Raw genomic sequence first — 18,824 nt, forward strand, 5'->3', positions numbered from 1 at the left:
TCCGCCGCGGTTGGTCTGACCTTTGGCCGAAGCGCGTCCCTTCGGCGGGCAGAGTATGATTGGGCAGGATTGGCGGTAAAGCTTTCGTAAAGGCTCCGCCCAGTCGAACCGAAGTGGATCGGTTTTCCCATGAGGCGGAACGGTGGAGCTTTCGCCGTACCGACCAAGCAAAGGGACCGGGCTCAACTGATATATTGTGCGGCGCACAAGATTCTTTGTTGACTCCACCGGAAAATGCCCATAGTTTAGCCATTGCTGCACTGCAGCATTTTCGGGCCCGGAGCCGTCCGGGTCTCCCCAACGCAGCCGGTCTGCGCCCCGCAGGCGGACGGTCCGCCGGTCCGGGTTGATGCGCGCCGGGCTTCGACGAAGGAAGGAACGCAAGGCATGACGACCGTGACGAAGGCCAAGCCGGCCCCCGCCCCCACCCAGGCGTTCGAGAGCGCCGCCGCCCAGGCCAAGGAGCAGGTCGAGGGCTTCGTCAAGGCCGGCCAGGAGCAGGCCGCGAAGACGTTCGAGCAGACCGCGTCCGCCACCAAGGAGCAGGTCGAGAAGCTGTCCTCCCAGCTTCTGAAGATCTCCGCCGAGCTTCAGGCCCTGAACAAGGCCAACGTGGAAGCGCTGATCCAGAGCGGCAGCATCGCCACCCAGGGTGCGGAGGAGCTGACCCGCGAGGTGACCGCCTACGCCCAGGCGTCCTTCGACAAGTCGGTCACCACCGGCAAGGCCCTGCTGACCGCCAAGTCGCTGAAGGAGGTCGTCGATCTCCAGAGCGAGTATGTGAAGGCCAGCTTCGACGCCTTCGTCGCGGAGTCCTCCCGCCTCCAGGGCATCGGCACCCGCGTCGCCACGGCGGCCCTGACCCCGCTGAAGGACCGCGTGTCGGTCACCGTCAGCACCCTGTCCAAGCCGATCGCGGCCTGAGACGGCGGCACGCCGAAACCACGAAGCCCGGCCGTCCCCCGACGGCCGGGCTTCGTGCGTGAAGGGACCGGCCAGGACGCGCAAAAGTTTTTGTGCACCGCACAAAATCCCGTTGACAGGCGCCGGAACCTGCCCTAAGTTTAGTCATGCTGCATTGCAGCATCGACCCGACGCCCGAAGCCACGGGGTCGCTGGTCGGATCATCCGCGCGGTCGCCAATCGGTGGGTCCGGCGCGGGTCAACCCGATGAAATTCGAGGAGCCGTTCCATGACCGACAAGTTCGCCGCCGCCACCAAGACCTTCGAAGACGCCGTCTCCGCCGCCAAGCAGAACGTCGACGGCCTGGTCAAGGCCCAGCAGGAGCAGTTCGAGAAGGCCTCGGCCCAGATCCTGAAGGGCTTCGACGAGCTGACCGCCCTGACCAAGGGCAACGTCGACGCCGTCGTGAAGTCGGGCACCATCGTCGCCAAGGGCGCCGAGGAAGCCGGCAAGCAGGTCGCCTCCTTCACCCAGTCCTCGCTGGAGAAGAGCGCCGCCACCGGCAAGGCCCTGCTGGCCGTCAAGACCGTCCAGGAGCTGGTCGAGCTGCAGAGCAGCTTCGCCAAGGCGAGCTTCGAGACCTTCGTCAAGGAGAGCGCCAAGCTGCAGGAGCTGTCGCTGAAGACCGCCAAGGACGCCTTCGCGCCGATCAACGACCGCCTCCAGGTCACGGTCGAGACGCTGTCCAAGCCGGTCGCGGCGAAGGCCGCCTGATCCAGGCCGGTCCCAGACGTCAGCCTGAGACAAAATGTCCCGGAGCCAGCAATTCCACAGACCCGGCCGCAGGGCCGGGGCGGCTCCCACCTCCGCCGCCCCCGGGACGCTATCGTCCGGGGGTGCGGACGGCGCAAGGCGGTACCGCTTTAAATCCTGCCGCCTCACGGCATTGTGAAGTTCCGGGAAAGCCCGGCGGTGCAGACCGCCGGGCTTGTTTCTTTTGGGCGCGAGGGACATCTACAGGGTGCGGGCCGTGCCATTTTTGGCACGCCGGTGCGGCAGTTCTGCCGCAAAATCAAATGCCTTCCACCAATTCCGGGGTAGCCGGGCAGGTCTTGTTCCGAATGGGCCTCTCCCAAATGGGGACTCACCGAAAACGGCCCCTTCCCACCGCGCCCGGAGTTCTCATATCATTCATGCGACGTACATCGCGATGTTGACCTGTTGAGACCATGGCCGAAAACGACAAGCACGGCGACGAGGGCACTACCACGGGCGTGGTTATCAAAACCAAGCCTAAGACTAAAAAGCCCTCGATGTATAAGGTCTTGATGTTGAACGACGACTACACACCTATGGAATTCGTCGTTCATGTCTTGGAGCGCTTCTTTGCCAAGTCGCGCGAGGAGGCTACGCGGATCATGCTGCATGTGCACCGGCGGGGTGTGGGCTTGTGCGGCGTGTTCACCTACGAGGTGGCGGAGACGAAAGTCACGCAGGTGATGGACTTTGCGCGCCAGCACCAGCACCCGCTGCAATGTACGCTAGAAAAGGATTAAGGCCACAGATGCTGTCGCGTAACTTGGAACAGACGCTGCACCGAGCCCTGGCCCATGCGAACGAGCGCAGGCACGAATACGCGACGCTCGAACACTTGCTGCTCGCATTGACCGAGGATGCCGATGCCATGGCCGTCTTGCGCGCTTGTGGGGTCGATCTGGACCGACTGCGCGCCGAACTCTCGGATTACCTCGACAACGAGCTTGCGAACCTGATCACGAACAGGCCCGATGATGCTAAGCCGACGGCTGGCTTCCAGCGGGTGCTGCAACGCGCGGCCATCCACGTCCAGTCGTCGGGGCGTGAAGAGGTGACGGGAGCAAATGTGCTCGTCGCCCTGTTCTCTGAACGCGAAAGCCACGCGGTCTATTTCCTGCAGGAGCAGGAGATGACCCGTTTCGACGCGGTGAACTACATCTCTCACGGAATCGCGAAGGCCCCGGGCCGCTCGGAAGCGAAGCGCGTTACCGGAGCCGACGAGGACGCGGCGGCGGAGAAGGTCGTGAAGAAAGGCAGCGAAGCCCTAGAGGCTTATTGCGTCAACCTGAACAAGAAGGCGGCCAGCGGGAAGATCGATCCGCTGATCGGACGGGAGCAGGAGGTCGAACGGACCATCCAGATCCTGTGCCGGCGGTCGAAGAACAACCCGCTGTATGTCGGTGACCCCGGTGTCGGCAAGACCGCCATCGCCGAGGGGCTGGCCCGCCGCATCGTCCATGGCGAGGTTCCGGAGGTGCTGAAGGGCGCCACCATCTTCGCGCTCGACATGGGCTCCCTGCTCGCCGGTACGCGGTACCGCGGCGACTTCGAAGAGCGCCTCAAGGCCGTCGTCTCCGAACTGGAGGCCACGGAAGGTGCCGTCCTCTTCATCGACGAGATCCACACGGTCATCGGCGCCGGTGCGACCTCGGGCGGTGCGATGGACGCCTCGAACCTGCTGAAGCCGGCCCTCGCCTCCGGCTCGCTGCGTTGCATCGGTTCGACGACCTACAAGGAATACCGGAACTATTTCGAGAAGGACCGGGCGCTCGTCCGGCGCTTCCAGAAGATCGACGTCAACGAGCCGACGGTCGAGGATGCGATCAAGATCCTCCAGGGGATCAAGACCTACTACGAGAAGCACCACCGGGTGAGCTACACCAACGACGCGATCCGTTCGGCGGTGGAGCTGTCCGCGAAGTACATCGGCGACCGCAAGCTGCCGGACAAGGCCATCGACATCATCGACGAGGTCGGCGCCGCGCAGATGCTGCTGCCGGAGAACAAGCGGAAGAAGAAGATCTCCGTCAAGGACGTGGAGGCGGTGGTCGCCAAGATCGCCCGCATCCCACCGAAGTCGGTCAGCCGCGACGACAAGGAGACGCTCCTCAACCTGGAGCGCGACCTGAAGACCATGGTCTTCGGCCAGAACAAGGCCATCGACGCGCTGGTCTCCGCCATCAAGCTGGCCCGCGCCGGCCTGCGCGAACCGGAGAAGCCGATCGGCAACTATCTGTTCACCGGCCCGACCGGCGTCGGCAAGACCGAGGTGGCCCGCCAGCTCTCCCTGACGCTGGGCATCGAGCTGACCCGCTTCGACATGTCGGAGTATATGGAGCGGCACACCGTCTCCCGCCTGATCGGCGCCCCTCCGGGCTATGTCGGGTTCGACCAGGGCGGCCTGCTGACCGACGCCATCGACCAGCATCCGCATTGCGTGCTGCTGCTCGACGAGATCGAGAAGGCCCATCCGGATCTGTTCAACATCCTGTTGCAGATCATGGATCACGGCAAGCTGACCGACCACAACGGCAAGACGGTGGACTTCCGCAACGTCATCCTCATCATGACCTCCAACGCGGGCGCCGCGGACATGGCCAAGCCGGCCATCGGCTTCGAGCGCGAGCGCCGGGTCGGCGAGGACATGGAAGCGGTGGAGAAGCTGTTCACGCCGGAGTTCCGCAACCGTCTGGATGCGATCATCCCCTTCGCGCCGCTGACCCAGGAGGTCATCAACCGCGTCGTGGACAAGTTCATCATGCAGATGGAAGCGCAGCTCGAGGACCGCGGCGTCACGATCGAACTCGACGATCAGGCTCGCGAGTGGCTGGGCAAGAAGGGCTACGATCCGCTCTACGGCGCGCGTCCGCTGGGCCGCGTGATCCAGGAGCATCTGAAGAAGCCGCTGGCGGAGGAGCTGCTGTTCGGCAAGCTCGCCAAGGGCGGTCTGGTCAAGGTCACCGTGAAGGACGACAAGCCCGCCTTCGAGTACACCGAGGGCTCGCGCAAGCGGCGCTCCGGCGACGAGGACGAGGACGAGGTCGTGCACGAACTGGCGGAATGACGCCGCGTCGCACGCAACGTGAAAAAGGGGGCCGCAAGGCCCCCTTTCTTTTTGTCCGGTCGGCCGGCTCTTTGAACCATCATTCCTCGACCAGGACGACCGCGTCGTTGGAACCCTTCATCAGAGCGATGCCGTGCAGGCAGTCGCGCTCGGCCGTGTAGCCCTCGCTGCTGACGGCGATGGCCTCGCCGTTGGCGGCGTGGAAGGTCCAGCGCCATTCGTTGCGGTGATCCTTGTAGACCTTGTATTTGGGAGCCTTGCCCGTGGACATGTGTTCCTCCTCGCCGTTGGTCTGATACGGACGGCGGAGGCGGCACGACTGTGAAGGGCGGACGGTTGCATTCCCGACGCCGCATCACGGACACTCCTTCCAGGCGGCCCCCCAAAACGAAGCACGCCGAAACGAAGAATGAGGAAACGCACCATGCCCCTTCCTTTCCTGAGCGGACTGCGCGTCATCGACCTCGGCCAGTATCTGCCGGGTCCGTACGCCGCCCAGATGCTGGCCGACCTCGGCGCCGAGGTGGTGAAGGTGGAGCCGCCGAGCGGCGACCCGCTGCGCCAGATGGGTCCCACCGACGCCGACGGCACCACCGCCGCCTACAAGCTGCTCAACGCCGGCAAGACGGTCATCCGCCTGAACCTGAAGGACGATGGCGACCGAGGCGCCTTCGAAAGATTGATCGCCGGGGCCGACGCCCTGGTGGAAAGCTACCGCCCGGGCGTGCTGGACAAGCTGGGGGTCGGCCACGCCCGGCTGCGCGCGCTGAATCCGCGGCTGGTCCACGCCAGCCTGTCCGGATGGGGCAGCAGCGGTCCCTACGCCCGGCGGGCCGGCCACGACCTGAACTATATGGCGGTCGGCGGCGGGCTGGACTCCTCGGGCACGCCGGACCGCCCCTCGATCAGCCACCCGCCGGTCGCCGACTTCGCCTCGGCCCAGCAGGCGGCGCTGGCGGTGGTCGCCGCCCTGTTCGGGCGCCAGCGCAGCGGCGAAGGCTGCTTCCTCGACCTGTCGATCATGGAGACGGTGCTGGGCTGGCAGGGCTTCAACCTGACCGCTGACGCCCGCGGCGAGGTCCCGGCCCGCGGCGAGGCGCTGCTGTCGGGCGGGGCCGCCTGCTACCGCATCTACCGCACCGCCGACGGCCGTTTCGCCACCCTGTCGGCGCTGGAGGCCAAGTTCTGGCAAGGCTTCTGCGAGGCGGTGGGACGTCCCGACTGGATCGCCCGGCAAGCCGACCCGCTGCCCCAGGCCGCCCTGATCGCGGAACTGGACGCCTTGTTCGCCAGCCGCTGCCTCGCCGACTGGAAGGCGCTGCTCGACCCCGTGGACTGCTGCTTCGAGGCGCTGCCGACTCTGACGGAGATGCCGGACCACCCGCACATCGCCGCCCGCGGCCAGATCCGCGTCACGCCGGGACCGGAGCCGCTGGTGGAGACCCTGATGGGGCTGCGCGTCAATGGCGGAACTCCGCCCGAGCGAGCCCCCTTGCGCGAGTCCACCGCGGCCGCGGTGCTCGCCGCCTGGACATGAGGCCTACAGGGCGATGAGGGGGCCGCCGCCGTCGCGCGGCGGCCGCGCGTCCAGCGGGCCGCGGCGGGCGCCCATCAGGCTGGCCTTCGACAGGTTCGCCGCCGCGTCGTCGCAGCCGCGCAGGTCGGCGGAGGCGAGGTTGGCCATCTCGAAACTGGCGCCGGCCAGCTTGGCCCCGGTCAGCCGGGCGCCGCGCAGGTCGGCGGCGGCCAGCGTGGCGTTCGTCAGGTTGGTCGGCCAGCTCCGCCCGGTCGGGGTGCCGTCCGGGTTGCGCAACTCCACCATGCCGAGGTCACCACCGTGGAGGTCCGCCCCGGTCAGGTCGGCCCCGCTCAGGTTCGCCCCGGTCAGCACCGCTTGGTCCAGCCGCGCCCGGCGCAGGCTGGCCCCGCCGAAATCGGCCAGCGAGAGCGAGGCGTTGGACAGCCGGGCCTCGTCCAGGTTGGCGTCGCGGAACACCCCGCCCGACAGGTCGCAGGCGGTGAGGTCCTGCCCGCGCAGGTCCATCCCGGTGAAGTCCGCCCGCAGCCCGGCCCCGCCGCCGCTGTTGATCCACAGGATGTGGGCGTCCAGCACGCTGCGCACCGGCGCCGGCAGGGCGTCGGCGTTCCTCATATAGACGGCACCGCTCAGGTTGGCGCCCTGCGTGTCCGCCACGGTCAGGTCGACGTTGCGCAGGGTCGCCTCGCGCAGGTCGGCGTTGCGCAGGATGGCGCGGGTCAGGTTGGCGCCGTTCAGCACGGCGCGCTTCATCTTGGCCCCGCTGAAGTTCGCCTCGGTCAGGTCGGCCCCGGCCAGATTGGCGGCGAACAGGTTGGCGTTGCTGAAGTCGCCGCCCGCCGTCGAGGCGTTGGCCAGTTCGGCGTGGCTGAGGTCGGCGCCCTTGAAGTTGACGCCGTCCATCCGCGCGTCCGTCAGGTTGGCGGGCCGCCGCTCCTCCTCGTCCTCGCGCCCGGCGCGGTGAACCATGATCTGGCCGGGGCGCAGATCGGCCCCTTCGAAGTCGGTGCGGGTCAGGTCGGCCTTCAGGAAGTTCGTTCCGCGCAGGTCCGCCCGCGCGAAGGAGGAGCCCACCAGCTTCGCCCGGCTGAAATTCGCCCCGAACAGATCGGACATGGCGAAGCTGACCTCCTCGAGCTGGGCATCGGAAAAGTTGCCCTGGGTGAGGATGGCCGTTTGCAGATTGAAACCCTTCAGCCGGAGCCTCGACAGATCGACGCCCTTCGCCTGAAGGCGCACACCGCCCGGCCTCAGTTTGAGATAGAATAGATGGTCCCGCACCTGCTTCAGGAACTCCATGGCGCGGTCGGTCATCGGGCAAGTCCGTCGGTCGGCTGATCCCGTCCACACTACGCATTGCGCATGGGCAGTAAAGGAGAAATCCCCAATCGTCCGCCACCCCTGCAATGCCGCGGACGCATGCCGGACCGGGGCCATGGAGCAGTCTTTAAGCCATTGAACGACAACGCGGTTAGGGTTGGGAGAGGGAAAGCATGACGAGTTTCGACACGGAGTGCCTGCGCCGCGCCATCGCGCTCAGCCGCACACACATGCAGGGCAACGCCGGCGGCCCCTTCGGCGCGGTCATCGCGCGGGACGGCCGGATCATCGGCGAGGGATGGAACTGCGTGACCTCCACCAACGACCCGACGGCGCACGCCGAGGTCGTCGCGATCCGCAACGCCTGCCGCGACCTCGGCAGCTTCAGCCTCGCCGGGGCGACCGTCTATACGAGCTGCGAGCCCTGCCCGATGTGCCTGTCGGCGATCTACTGGGCGCGGATCGAACGCATCGTCTACGCCAACGGGCGCGACGACGCGGCGTCCATCGGTTTCGACGACGCCTTCCTCTACACGGAAATCGCCCTGCCGCTGGAGCAGCGGGCGATCCCCATGCAGCGTTTGCTGGCCGACGAGGCGCGCGCCGTCTTCGACGAATGGGCTGCCCGGCCCGATCGCGTTCCCTACTGATCCGGCCCTATTGCTCCGGCCCTATTGCTCCGGTAGGCCATCCTGGCGGTAGGGTGACAGCTCCATCAGCGCCTCGCGCTCCGCCGCAACGCCGGGCCGCTCGCGGCGCAGGTAATCGGCGATGGCGCGGCGAAAGCCGGGATCGGCCACCCAGTGGGCGCTGTAGGTCGGCACCGGCAGATAGCCGCGCTGGATCTTGTGCTCCCCCTGGGCACCGGCCTCAACCCGGCCGAGGCCGCGCTCGATGGCGAAGTCCAGCGCGCGGTAATAGCACGCCTCGAAATGCAGGAAACGGTAGCTGCCGTCGGAGCCCCAGTTGCGGCCATAGAGGGCGTCGGCCCCGATCAGGTTCAGGGCGCCGGCCACCCACTCCCCGTTGTCCTCGCACATCACCAGCATGACCCGGTCGGCCATGGTCTCGCCCAGAAGCCGGAAGAAGGCGCGGTTCAGATAGCCGCCGCCCCATTTGCGGTCGGCGGTCTCCAGATAGAAGCGGTGGAAGGCGTCCCAATGCTCCGGCTTCAGGTCGGCGCCGGTCAGGCTGTGCAGCCGGACGCTGCTCTCCGCCACCTCGCGCCGCTCCTTGCGGATGGCCTTGCGCTTGCGGCTGTTCAAGGTGCCCAGGAAATCGTCGAAGCTGGCGTAGCCGCGGTTCTCCCAATGATACTGCACGCCTTCGCGGAGCAGCCAGCCGGCCTCGCCGAGGCGGCGCCAGTCGCCCTCCTCCGGAAAGGTGACGTGGACGGAGGAGACGCCGTAGCGCCGCGCCACCTCCTCCATCCCCTGGATCAGGGCACCGGCGACCGCCTCCATCCCCAGGGTCGAGGCGCCGGGCCGGACCAGAAGGCGCGGCCCCGGCACCGGGGTGAAGGGCACGGCGCACTGCAGCTTCGGGTAATACTGCCCGCCCGCCCGCTCGTAGGCGTGCGCCCAGGCGTGATCGAAGACATACTCGCCGTAGGAATGGTTCTTCAGATAGAGCGGCACCGCGCCCATGATCCGCCCGGCCCCGTCGAGGGCGGCGAGGTGGCTGGGCTGCCAGCCGGTGCGGCCGATGGCCGACCCCGACTCCTCCAGCGCCAGCAGGAAGGCGTGGCTGAGGAAAGGGTTGTCCGGCCCGGCGCAGGCGTCCCATTCCTCGGGATCCGCCAGACCGATGCCGGTCAGGACCTTGACGGTGATGGCCTCCCCGGCGTCGGGGCCGGTGTCCTTGCCGTCGGGCATGCTCTCTCCTTCACGGGTACGCCGAGGGAGGTGGGCGCTTTGCCGCGCCGCGGCAAGAGGCCCTCCCCTCTCCCGATGCGGAGCCCGGATCAGGCCAGTTCGAGGATGGCGTCCACCTCGACCGCCACGTTGCCGGGCAGCGACGGGGCGCCGACCGCGGCGCGGGCGTGCTTCCCGGCGTCGCCGAACACCTGCATCATCAGTTCCGACGCACCGTTGATGACCAGCGGCTGGTCGTGGAAGTCCGGGGTGCCGTTGACGAAGCCGCCCAGCCGCAGCACGCGCGCCACCCGGTCGAGATCGCCGCCGCAGGCCGCCTTCGCCTGGGCGATGATGTTCAGGGCGCACAGCCGCGCCGCCTGCTGGCCCTGCTCCACCGTGAACTCCTGCCCCAGCTTGCCGATGAAGCGGCGCTCGCCGTTCCACACGGTGACCTGCCCCGACACGTAGAGCGTGTTGCCCGACTGGGTGTAGGGCACATAGGCCGCCACCGGGGCCGCCGCCTGCGGCAGCTCGATCCCCAATTCCTTCAGCCGCGCTTCGATGCGTCCGGCCATGCTTCATCCCTCCGTCTTCGTTGCGGGCGCCGAGAACGCCGCGATGGGTGGCGCCCCGACGGGCGCGACACCCCGACGATAGCCCCCTCCGCCGCCGTCACCAAGGGCTTACCGGCACCCTTCGCACACGGTCCGCCCGCCCCCCAACTGGGAAGTTTTGTCCTGGAGTCCGGGGCGCAACACCCTTTCTGCCCGGCAAAACTTTCCGCCGTCCTAGGAAGAGCCGCCCAGCCCACCAAAGCCGGATCGTCGCGCACGCTCCACAAATGCCATTTCAGAACAGCATGTTATCCGGATTTCCGGAAACTGGCACGGGACTTGATAGGGGAGGATCGCGCAAATGCACGTTGCCTCGCTTCGGTTTCAAGCACCAGCCGCGGGGCGAGCCTCAGAAGGAGACTTGGAACCATGGCCATCAACGACGTCACTCTCACCGCGTCAATGCGCACGAATCTGCTGCAACTGCAGAGCGTGAACGACAAGATCGGTGTCAAGCAGAACATCCTCTCGACCGGCAACAAGATCAACTCGGCGCTCGACGGCCCGACTTCGTTCTTCGCAGCGAAGAGCCTGACCCAGCGCGCCGGTGACCTGTCGTCGTTGAAGGACGCCATGGGTCAGTCGATCAGCACCATCAAGGCCGCCGACAAGGGCGTGACCGCGATCGAAAGCATGATCGAGCAGGCGCGCGGCCTGACCACCGCCGCCTATTCCGCTCTGGGCACCGACGCCGGCTCCGTCGCCTCCCGCAAGACGCTGGCCTCGCAGTTCAACGCGCTGAAGGAGCAGATCGACAAGCTGGCCGGCGACAGCGGCTATGCCGGCAAGAATCTGCTGGCGGGCAACGGCCTGCGGCTGGACTCCACCAGCGAGTCGCGCCGCGCCGTCAACACCATCCAGGGCATCGAGAACGCCCGCATCACCAACGTGGTGTCGACCGACACCTACACGGTGCGCGTGAAGGGCGACGGCTCCATCGAGGGCGCGGCCGGCGAGATCAACAGCGCCGAAATGGCCCACGGCCTGGTCGGCCTGAAGCTGTCCGGCACGATGACCACCTCGCTCGGCAGCTTCTCCGACGTGCAGATCGAGGTCCGCGGCGCCTCGGGCCGCGAGCGGTCGTTCATCATCACGGACGGCAACGAGTCGCGCACGATCACCTACTTCGACAACAGCCAGACGATGGCTGCCAACACGACGAGGACGGCCTCGACGGGTACCGCGCAGCTTACCAATGTGACGCTGGGCGGCACGATCGAAGCCGGCGACAGCTTCACCATCACCGTCGAAGACCAGACCTTCACCTACACCGCCACCGCCGGCGACGTGGCGATCGGCCAGACCGCGCGCAACAACATCGCCAACCAGCTCAAGGCGTCGATCAACAACGCGCTGGGCGCCAACGGCCGCCTCAGCGGCAAGGACGTCCAGACCGTCACGGTCAACTCGGCCGGCACGATCACGCTGTCCGGCGCGACGACGACCAACTCCGCCCGCGAGATGACGGTCAAGGCCACCGCCGAGAACGCCCTGACCAAGCGCATCTCCGAGAGCTTCGCGTCGGGCACCATCGTGTCCTTCACGGTCGACCGCAAGCTGCTGGAGCAGGCCGCCAACGCCGGCAACGGCATCTCGACGATCGAGAAGAAGGTCGACATCCAGATCCAGGTCAGCAACCTGAGCGGCGCCACGGTGACCCGCGACGGCATGTCCAAGCGCGGCGAGGGCAAGCTGTCGGACGGCGAGAACGCCTTCGCGTTCGACACCGGCACGGTGCGCTTCAACGTCGATCAGAAGAGCATCAAGCAGGCGGCGGCGGCCAACTCCGCGGCCAATCTGGTCTCGGTGCAGGTGACCGACGCCAACACCTCCAACGATCTGACGGTGCAGCTCAACGAGCGCAACACCAACGCGATCACGGTGAAGTCGCAGAACCTGGGCACCAGCGGCCAGGGCCTGCGTCTGGACTACGCGCAGAACGACTGGACCGACCGCGCCGACATCGACAAGGCGGTCGCCAGCATCGACTACGCGAAGCAGACCCTGCGGTCGGCCTCGCAGACGCTGTCGACCAACCTGAACATCATCACGACCCGCGAAACCTTCACCAAGGAGTTCAGCGACGTGCTGGTCGAAGGCGCCAACAAGCTGACGCTGGCCGACCAGAACGAGGAAGGCGCCAGCCTGCTGATGCTGCAGACCCGTCAGCAGCTCGGCACCATCGCCCTCTCGCTGGCCAACCAGTCGCAGCAGTCGATCCTGCGTCTGTTCTAACCGGCAAGGTCCAGCCGGCGACCACAGGCCGAGGCAAGGCATTGCGCAGCAGGCGCCCCAACCGGGGCGCCTGTTTCCTTTTGGCCACCCATCCGCCCTACCGAAGGCTTCCTTATCAAAGGCCGCATCAAAGGCCGCCCTACCGCAGGGCGGCCTCGATCAGGGCCCGCGCATCGGCGGCCAGCTTCGCCCGCTCCGGCGCGCGGGTGTACATCATGTGCCCCCCCTCATAGACCGTCACGGCAACCCGGTCGGCCTGACCGTCCGGCAGTTCCAGGCGCGACGCCACCCAGCGCGACGCCATGTAGGGGGTGATCAGGTCGGTCCTCCCATGGGCGATCAGCACCCGCAACGCGGGCTGCAAGGTCAGGGCGGCCTGGAGGTCGTCCACCGCGCTGGGCTGGCCGGAGCGCGGCCATTCCCAGCCCCGGTTCACCCGGTCGCTGAGCAGGTCGAACGGCACCTCCGTCCGCACGCCCAGCCACTCGTGGGCGTAGGCGGCGAAGGCGGTGGTGTAGGTCGGCACCGTACCCTTCAGGAAGGGATCGAAGGGAAGGCGCGCCGCCGACGGGTCGGGATCCGCGGCGGTGAAGGTGCCGTCATAGACGCTGGCGACCCGCCCGCGCCCACGCAGCAGTTCGCGGGCGAAGATGTCGGTGGGGATCTCGCCGCGGAAGCGGGTCACCAGCTCCTCGGGCAGGCCGGTGGTCCGCGCCACCTCGGCGAAGAAGTCCCGCGCCGCACCGGGCCGGCGGTAGTCCAGCCCGGCCAGCCCGGTGAGGTAGCCGGTGAAGGCGTAGCGCTCCGCCGCCTCGGCCGCCTGCTCCGGGGTGCCGGACGCCAGACCGTTGGCGGCAGCGGAGGCAGCGTAGGAGGGCAGCCGCAGCGCCGGAACCAGAAGCCCGCCGCCGCCGCGGATGGTGGCGAAGTCCACCACCGGCGACACCATGATCAGCCCGTTGACCGCGATGCCCGTGTCGTCGATCAGCCGGTTGGCCATCTTGGCGATGCGGAACCCGCCATAGCTTTCCCCCACCAGGAATTTCGGCGACTCCCAGCGCCCGTTGCGGGTCAGCCAGAGACGGACGATCTCGGCCATGGCCCGGCTGTCGGCATCGACCGACCAGAAGCGCTTGCCGGGGTCCTCGTCCCGCCGCCCGCCGCCGTCCTTCCCGCCGTCGCGCCCGCCGTCGCGCTGGATGCCCCGGCTGTAGCCCGTGCCGACCGGATCGACGAAGACCAGATCGGTGAAGGCCAGCCAGCTGTCCGGGTTGTCGAGCAGCGGGGCCGGTGGGCGGGCCAGCGACCCGTCGTCGTTGAAGCCGACCACCTTCGGCCCTAAGGCTCCCAGATGCAGATAGGCCGAGGAGGCCCCCGGCCCGCCGTTGAACACGAAGGCGACCGGCCGCCGGCCGCGCGGCGCCCCGTCCGGCGCGCCCCCATCCAGCGTATAGGAGACGGTGAACACACGGGCCGCCGCCTCTTCACGCGGGCCGTCGCGCAGCGGCAGGAACTCCGCCACCGCCGTGTAGGCGAGCGGCCCGGACGGCAAGGGCAGCTGGTGCCTGGTCTCGCTGCGCTGGGCGTCGAACCCGCCGGCCCGGTCCGCCGGCTTCGGGGCGCCCTGGTTCTGTTCGTTCCGGGCCGGAGTGTTCTGGGGCGGAGTGTTCTGGGGCGCCGCGTCCTGAGCGCCCGCGACATGGAGCGGCGGCAGCACCAGCGCGGCGAGCAGTGGCAAAAGGCGAAGGCGGCGATTCATGGCACGTCGCATGGCGCATCCCGTCGGCTGTGTCGTCACAGGCCCGCATATTGACCCGCGCCCGGCGTCCGGCAAGGACACACCCTTCCAGCCTGCGCCGCGGCCGTCACCGAAGCCGCGACAATTTATCTCAATTCAGACCATTGATGCACATACGACCGTGTTTATGATGCCCAGGCTTCCACCACCTTAAGCCGAGTCACCCCGATCATGGACATGCCCGCCGAGAATTTCCAGGATCTCGTCTGGAGCGACGATCTTGCGTTGGGCGTCGAGGACATCGACGAGCAGCACAAGCATTGGATCGAACTGGTCCAGGCGTTCCATGTCGCCGTCGCCGAAGGCCGCTCCCGCGAGGAGGTCTATCGCACGCTGGCCGATGCGGTGGTCTATACGGAGATTCACTTCGCGAGTGAGCAGAAGGTGATGGAGGAGGCCGGCTATCCTTTCCTGGCCGACCATCTGGTCCAGCATTCCCTGGCCTGGGAGCAGCTGCACGCCTTCACCACCGGCAACGTGCCGGAGGAGAACATCGCCGAGTATCTGGCGACCTTCCTGCCGCAATGGCTGATGCTGCACATCAACTCCGCCGACCGCCAGTTCGCCCGCTGGCTGAAGGAGCGCGACGCCGTCCCGGCGGAGCTGGCCGACGCCCAGCTGTCCGGCCGCGTCTTCCCCAACATCCCGGTCTGACCCCGCCGGCCGGTCTGATCCCGCCGGGGCGCTCTCACCGGAGCCCGCATAAAAAGGCCGCATGAAAAAAGGGGAGGTCCGAGGACCTCCCCTTTTCCACGCCATGCCGGGGATGGAACCGGCTGGCCTCAGCTGCAGCCCGTGGTGGAGCCGCAGGTGTCGCACTTCAGGCAGGTGCCGTTGCGGACAAGCGTCATGTTGCCGCACTCCCCGCACTGATCCCCCTCGTAGCCGCGGGCGCGGGCCTCGCGGATGCGGTCGTAGCGCTGGTCGCTGTTGCTGCCGCCGTAAGCCGTACCGGTGGTGCCGCCGACCGGGGCCGTGCCGCCGGCATGGACCACCGCGGCGCCGACCGCCGGGCTGGAGGCCACCGCCGCGTGGGCGGCGGACGCCGTGGCCTGGGCCGCGGTGCCGGTGGCGGCCAGGGCCGCCGCCGCGGAGACCCGCTGGGTCTGCCCGCCGTTCAGGACGCGCAGGTTGTTGCGGACATAGCCGGTGGACGCGACCTTGCGGACGATGTCCGACGGTTGGACCGCGCCGGTCTCCGGCAGGTCGCCCTGCTTGTCGCCGCTGCCGACCGTGAAGGGCACCAGATCCTCCGGCGTGGCGTGCGCCAGATCGGTGCGGCCCAGGTAGGAGATGGCGATCTCGCGGAAGATGTAGTCGATGACCGAGGTCGCCATCTTGATGGTGTCGTTGCCGGTCACCATGCCCGACGGCTCAAAGCGGGTGAAGGTGAAGGCCTCCACGAACTCTTCCAGCGGCACGCCGTACTGCAGGCCGATCGACACCGCGATGGCGAAGTTGTTCATCAGCGAGCGGAAGGCGGCGCCCTCCTTGTGCATGTCGATGAAGATCTCGCCGATGCGGCCGTCCTCATACTCGCCGGTGCGCAGGTAGATCTTGTGGCCGCCGACGGTCGCCTTCTGGGTGTAGCCCTTGCGGCGGTGCGGCAGGCGCTCGCGCTCGGTGCGCTTGCGCTCGATGATGCGCTCCACGACCTTCTCGACGATGCGCTCGGACACCATCTGAGTGCGGGTGGCGTTCGCCGCCTCGACGATCTCCTCGACCGCGTCCTCCTCGTCGTCCAGCAGGGCGGCGGAGAGCGGCTGGCTCAGCTTGGAGCCGTCGCGGTACAGCGCGTTGGCCTTGATGCCCAGGCGCCAGGACAGCAGGTAGGCATCCTTGCACTCCTCGACCGTCGCCGTGTTCGGCATGTTGATGGTCTTGGAGATGGCGCCGGAGATGAAGGGCTGCGAGGCGGCCATCATGGTGATGTGCGATTCCCAGGACAGGAAGCGCTTGCCGATGCGGCCGCAGGGGTTGGCGCAGTCGAACACCGGCAGATGCTCGTCCTTCAGGAAGGGCGCGCCTTCCAGCGTCATGGCGCCGCAGCAGAAGGTGTTCGCCGCCTCAAGCTCGGCCTTGGTGAAGCCGAGAGCGGTCAGCAGGTCGAAGCCCGGCGCGTCCATCTGCTCGGCGGGGATGCCCAGCGTGTCGACGATGACGTCGGCGCCGACCGTCCAGCGGTTGAAGGCGAACTTGATGTCGAAGGCGGTGGCGAGGTTGCCCTCCAGCTTCTCCAGCACCTCGGCCGGGAAGCCCTTGGCGGCCAGGGTCTCGTGGTTGACGCCCGGCGCGCCCTTCAGCGTGCCGTGGCCGACCGCGTAGCGCTCGATCGCGGCGATCTCGTCGGCGGTGTAGCCCAGCGTGCGCAGGGCCTCCGGCACCAGACGGTTGACGATCTTGAAGTAGCCGCCGCCGGCCAGCTTCTTGAACTTCACCAGCGCGAAGTCCGGCTCGATGCCCGTGGTGTCGCAATCCATGACCAGACCAATGGTGCCGGTCGGGGCGACCACCGTGGCCTGGGCGTTGCGGAAGCCGTGCTGCTCGCCCAGTTCCAGCGCCATGTCCCAGGCGCGGACGGCGGCCATCGCCAGTTCCTGCTCCGGGCACTCGTCGGCGACGAAGGGCACCGGCTTGACCGACAGGCCCTCGTAACCCTCCATCTCGCCGCAGGCAGCGCGGCGGTGGTTGCGGATGACCCGCAGCATGTGGTCGCGGTTCTGCTCATAGGCCGGGAAGGCGCCCAGCTCCTGCGCCATCTCGGCGGAGGTGGCGTAGGCGACGCCGGTCATCACCGCCGAGATGGCGGCGCAGTAGGCGCGGCCTTCCGCCGAGTCGTAAGGCAGGCCGGAGGACATCAGCAGGCCGCCGAGGTTGGCGAAGCCCAGGCCCAGCGTGCGGAACTCGTAGGACAGCTGGGCGATCTCCTTGGACGGGAACTGCGCCATCAGCACGGAGATTTCCAGCACCATGGTCCACAGGCGGCAGGCGTGCTCGAACGCCTCGACGTCGAAGGACCCGTCCTTCAGACGGAACGACATCAGGTTCAGCGAGGCGAGGTTGCAGGCCGTGTCGTCGAGGAACATGTACTCCGAGCACGGGTTCGAGGCGTTGATGCGCCCCGAGGCCGGGCAGGTGTGCCAGTCGTTGATCGTGGTGTCGAACTGCACGCCCGGATCGGCACAGGCCCAGGCGGCGTAGCCGACCTTGTCCCACAGGTCGCGGGCGCGGATCGTGCGATGGACCGTGCCGTCGGTGCGGCGGATCAGCTTCCACTCGTCGTCGTTCAGGACGGCCTGGATGAAGTCGTCGGAGATGCGCACCGAGTTGTTGGAATTCTGGCCGGCCACCGTCAGGTAGGCGTCCGAGTCCCAATCGGTGTTGTAGGTCTTGAACTCGATGCTGGTGAAGCCCTGGCCGGCGAACTGGATCACGCGCTGGACGTAGTTCTCCGGCACCTGCGCCTTGCGGGCGGCGACGATGGCCTTCTTCAGCTCCTTGTTGACCTTCGGGTCCTGGCTATCCTGAGCGGCGGCCATGATCGTGGTCAGGTGCTGCTGGCAGATCTTGGAGCCGGTAACGAGGGCGGCGACCTTCTGCTCCTCGGTCACCTTCCAGTCGATGTAGGCCTCGATATCCGGGTGGTCCATGTCCACCGTGACCATCTTGGCCGCACGGCGGGTGGTGCCGCCCGACTTGATGGCGCCCGCCGCGCGGTCGCCGATCTTCAGGAAGCTCATCAGGCCCGACGACTTACCGCCGCCGGCCAGCTTCTCACCCTCGCCGCGCAGGCGGGAGAAGTTGGAGCCGGTGCCCGAGCCGTACTTGAACAGGCGCGCCTCGCGGACCCACAGGTCCATGATGCCGCCCTCGTTCACCAGATCGTCGGCGACGGACTGGATGAAGCAGGCGTGCGGCTGCGGGTGCTCGTAGGCCGAGGCGGACGAGGTCAGCAGGCCGGTCTTGAAATCGACGTAGAAGTGGCCCTGGCTCGGGCCGTCGATGCCGTAGGCCCAGTGCAGGCCGGTGTTGAACCACTGCGGGCTGTTCGGGGCCGCCATCTGGGCGGCCAGCATGAAGCGCATCTCGTCGAAGAAGGCGCGGGCGTCGGCCTCAGTGTCGAAATAGCCGCCCTTCCAGCCCCAGTAGGTCCAGGTGCCGGCCAGACGGTCGAAGACCTGCTTGGCCGACTTCTCGCCGGAGTAGCGCTTCTCCTTCGGCAGCGCCGCCAGAGCCGATTCATCGGCGGTCTTGCGCCACAGCCAGGACGGGACGGTGTTCTCCTCGACCGCCTTCAGGGCGACCGGAACGCCGGCCTTGCGGAAGTACTTCTGGGCCAGGATGTCGCTGGCGACCTGGCTGTAATTCTCGGGAACCTCGATGTCCGTCTGCTGGAAGACCACAGAGCCGTCAGGGTTGCGGATCTCGCTCGTCGTGCGGCGGAAGCCGAGAGCGGCGTAAGCATCCTGACCCTCTTTCGTGAAACGACGCTGGACCCGCATGTGACTCGTGCTCCCTCTGGCTGGCGAACAAAGGTGTCGCGCTCCGTGCGGCGCAGCTCGCGCTGGCTGACGAACGCAACACCCTGTATGTTGGTGCGCATCCTAGCCTCAAGCTTTGGGTCAAGCAAGACCCGACCCAAGATATTGTGTGCTTGACGCGGGGCCACCTCCTAGATAT

At 67.4% G+C, this 18,824-nt stretch carries 14 protein-coding genes; 8 read left to right on the forward strand and 6 right to left on the reverse strand.

The genetic code is table 11. From position 1 onward, the window contains the following. Positions 1-387 precede the first annotated feature (387 nt). The 4 genes from Sp245p_RS12025 to clpA all read left to right on the forward strand — a co-directional run bounded on the left by Sp245p_RS12025 (position 388) and on the right by clpA (position 4,784). Positions 388-924, forward strand: a complete 537-nt coding sequence (locus tag Sp245p_RS12025) for a phasin family protein (RefSeq protein WP_014239702.1) — start codon at positions 388-390, stop codon at positions 922-924. A gap of 268 nt (positions 925-1,192) precedes the next feature. Then, on the forward strand, positions 1,193-1,678 hold the full coding sequence (locus Sp245p_RS12030; protein WP_014239701.1) for a phasin family protein: 486 nt from the start codon (positions 1,193-1,195) through the stop codon (positions 1,676-1,678). Between the two features lie 455 nt (positions 1,679-2,133). Continuing rightward, the gene (clpS, locus tag Sp245p_RS12035; protein ID WP_038529118.1) at positions 2,134-2,460 is read left to right on the forward strand and encodes an ATP-dependent Clp protease adapter ClpS; all 327 of its coding nucleotides are present in this window, start codon (positions 2,134-2,136) and stop codon (positions 2,458-2,460) included. 8 nt (positions 2,461-2,468) lie between these two features. Beyond that, a complete protein-coding gene (gene clpA, locus Sp245p_RS12040) occupies positions 2,469-4,784 on the forward strand; it encodes an ATP-dependent Clp protease ATP-binding subunit ClpA (protein WP_014239699.1) in 2,316 nt (771 codons plus the stop codon). Positions 4,785-4,863: 79 nt separating this feature from the next. Here clpA and Sp245p_RS12045 read toward each other — a convergent pair whose 3' ends face one another. Next, positions 4,864-5,055 (reverse strand): YegP family protein, encoded by a 192-nt coding sequence (locus tag Sp245p_RS12045; protein WP_014239698.1) that lies wholly within the window; start codon positions 5,053-5,055, stop codon positions 4,864-4,866. A 153-nt stretch (positions 5,056-5,208) separates the two neighbouring features. Here Sp245p_RS12045 and Sp245p_RS12050 point away from each other — a divergent pair, with 153 nt between their 5' ends. Beyond that, positions 5,209-6,321 (forward strand): CaiB/BaiF CoA transferase family protein, encoded by a 1,113-nt coding sequence (locus Sp245p_RS12050; RefSeq protein WP_014239697.1) that lies wholly within the window; start codon positions 5,209-5,211, stop codon positions 6,319-6,321. 3 nt (positions 6,322-6,324) lie between these two features. Here the strand turns inward: Sp245p_RS12050 and Sp245p_RS12055 are convergent, their stop codons facing one another. After that, complete coding sequence (locus Sp245p_RS12055; RefSeq protein ID WP_014239696.1) at positions 6,325-7,635, reverse strand: pentapeptide repeat-containing protein; 1,311 nt, start codon at positions 7,633-7,635, stop codon at positions 6,325-6,327. A gap of 179 nt (positions 7,636-7,814) precedes the next feature. On the opposite strand from Sp245p_RS12055, the gene Sp245p_RS12060 reads away from it, so the two are divergent. After that, complete coding sequence (locus tag Sp245p_RS12060) at positions 7,815-8,291, forward strand: nucleoside deaminase (RefSeq protein WP_014239695.1); 477 nt, start codon at positions 7,815-7,817, stop codon at positions 8,289-8,291. 21 nt (positions 8,292-8,312) lie between these two features. Here Sp245p_RS12060 and Sp245p_RS12065 read toward each other — a convergent pair whose 3' ends face one another. Then, on the reverse strand, positions 8,313-9,515 hold the full coding sequence (locus tag Sp245p_RS12065; RefSeq protein WP_014239694.1) for a GNAT family N-acetyltransferase: 1,203 nt from the start codon (positions 9,513-9,515) through the stop codon (positions 8,313-8,315). An 89-nt stretch (positions 9,516-9,604) separates the two neighbouring features. Next, a complete protein-coding gene (locus Sp245p_RS12070; RefSeq protein ID WP_014239693.1) occupies positions 9,605-10,072 on the reverse strand; it encodes a RidA family protein in 468 nt (155 codons plus the stop codon). Between the two features lie 408 nt (positions 10,073-10,480). Between Sp245p_RS12070 and Sp245p_RS12075 the strand changes: the two genes are divergently transcribed. After that, positions 10,481-12,346, forward strand: a complete 1,866-nt coding sequence (locus Sp245p_RS12075; RefSeq protein ID WP_014239692.1) for a flagellin N-terminal helical domain-containing protein — start codon at positions 10,481-10,483, stop codon at positions 12,344-12,346. A gap of 139 nt (positions 12,347-12,485) precedes the next feature. On the opposite strand, the gene Sp245p_RS12080 is transcribed toward Sp245p_RS12075, so the two are convergent. Beyond that, positions 12,486-14,105, reverse strand: coding sequence for a S10 family peptidase (locus Sp245p_RS12080; protein WP_246119759.1), 1,620 nt, complete (start codon positions 14,103-14,105; stop codon positions 12,486-12,488). A 210-nt stretch (positions 14,106-14,315) separates the two neighbouring features. Between Sp245p_RS12080 and Sp245p_RS12085 the strand changes: the two genes are divergently transcribed. Beyond that, entirely contained in the window at positions 14,316-14,798 is a 483-nt protein-coding gene (locus tag Sp245p_RS12085) for a bacteriohemerythrin (RefSeq protein WP_014239689.1), read from the forward strand. Positions 14,799-14,926: 128 nt separating this feature from the next. Here Sp245p_RS12085 and Sp245p_RS12090 read toward each other — a convergent pair whose 3' ends face one another. Continuing rightward, positions 14,927-18,646 (reverse strand): vitamin B12-dependent ribonucleotide reductase, encoded by a 3,720-nt coding sequence (locus Sp245p_RS12090; RefSeq protein ID WP_014239688.1) that lies wholly within the window; start codon positions 18,644-18,646, stop codon positions 14,927-14,929. Between the last annotated feature and the right edge of the window lie 178 nt (positions 18,647-18,824).

Source organism: Azospirillum baldaniorum, from assembly GCF_003119195.2.
Lineage (GTDB): Bacteria > Pseudomonadota > Alphaproteobacteria > Azospirillales > Azospirillaceae > Azospirillum > Azospirillum baldaniorum.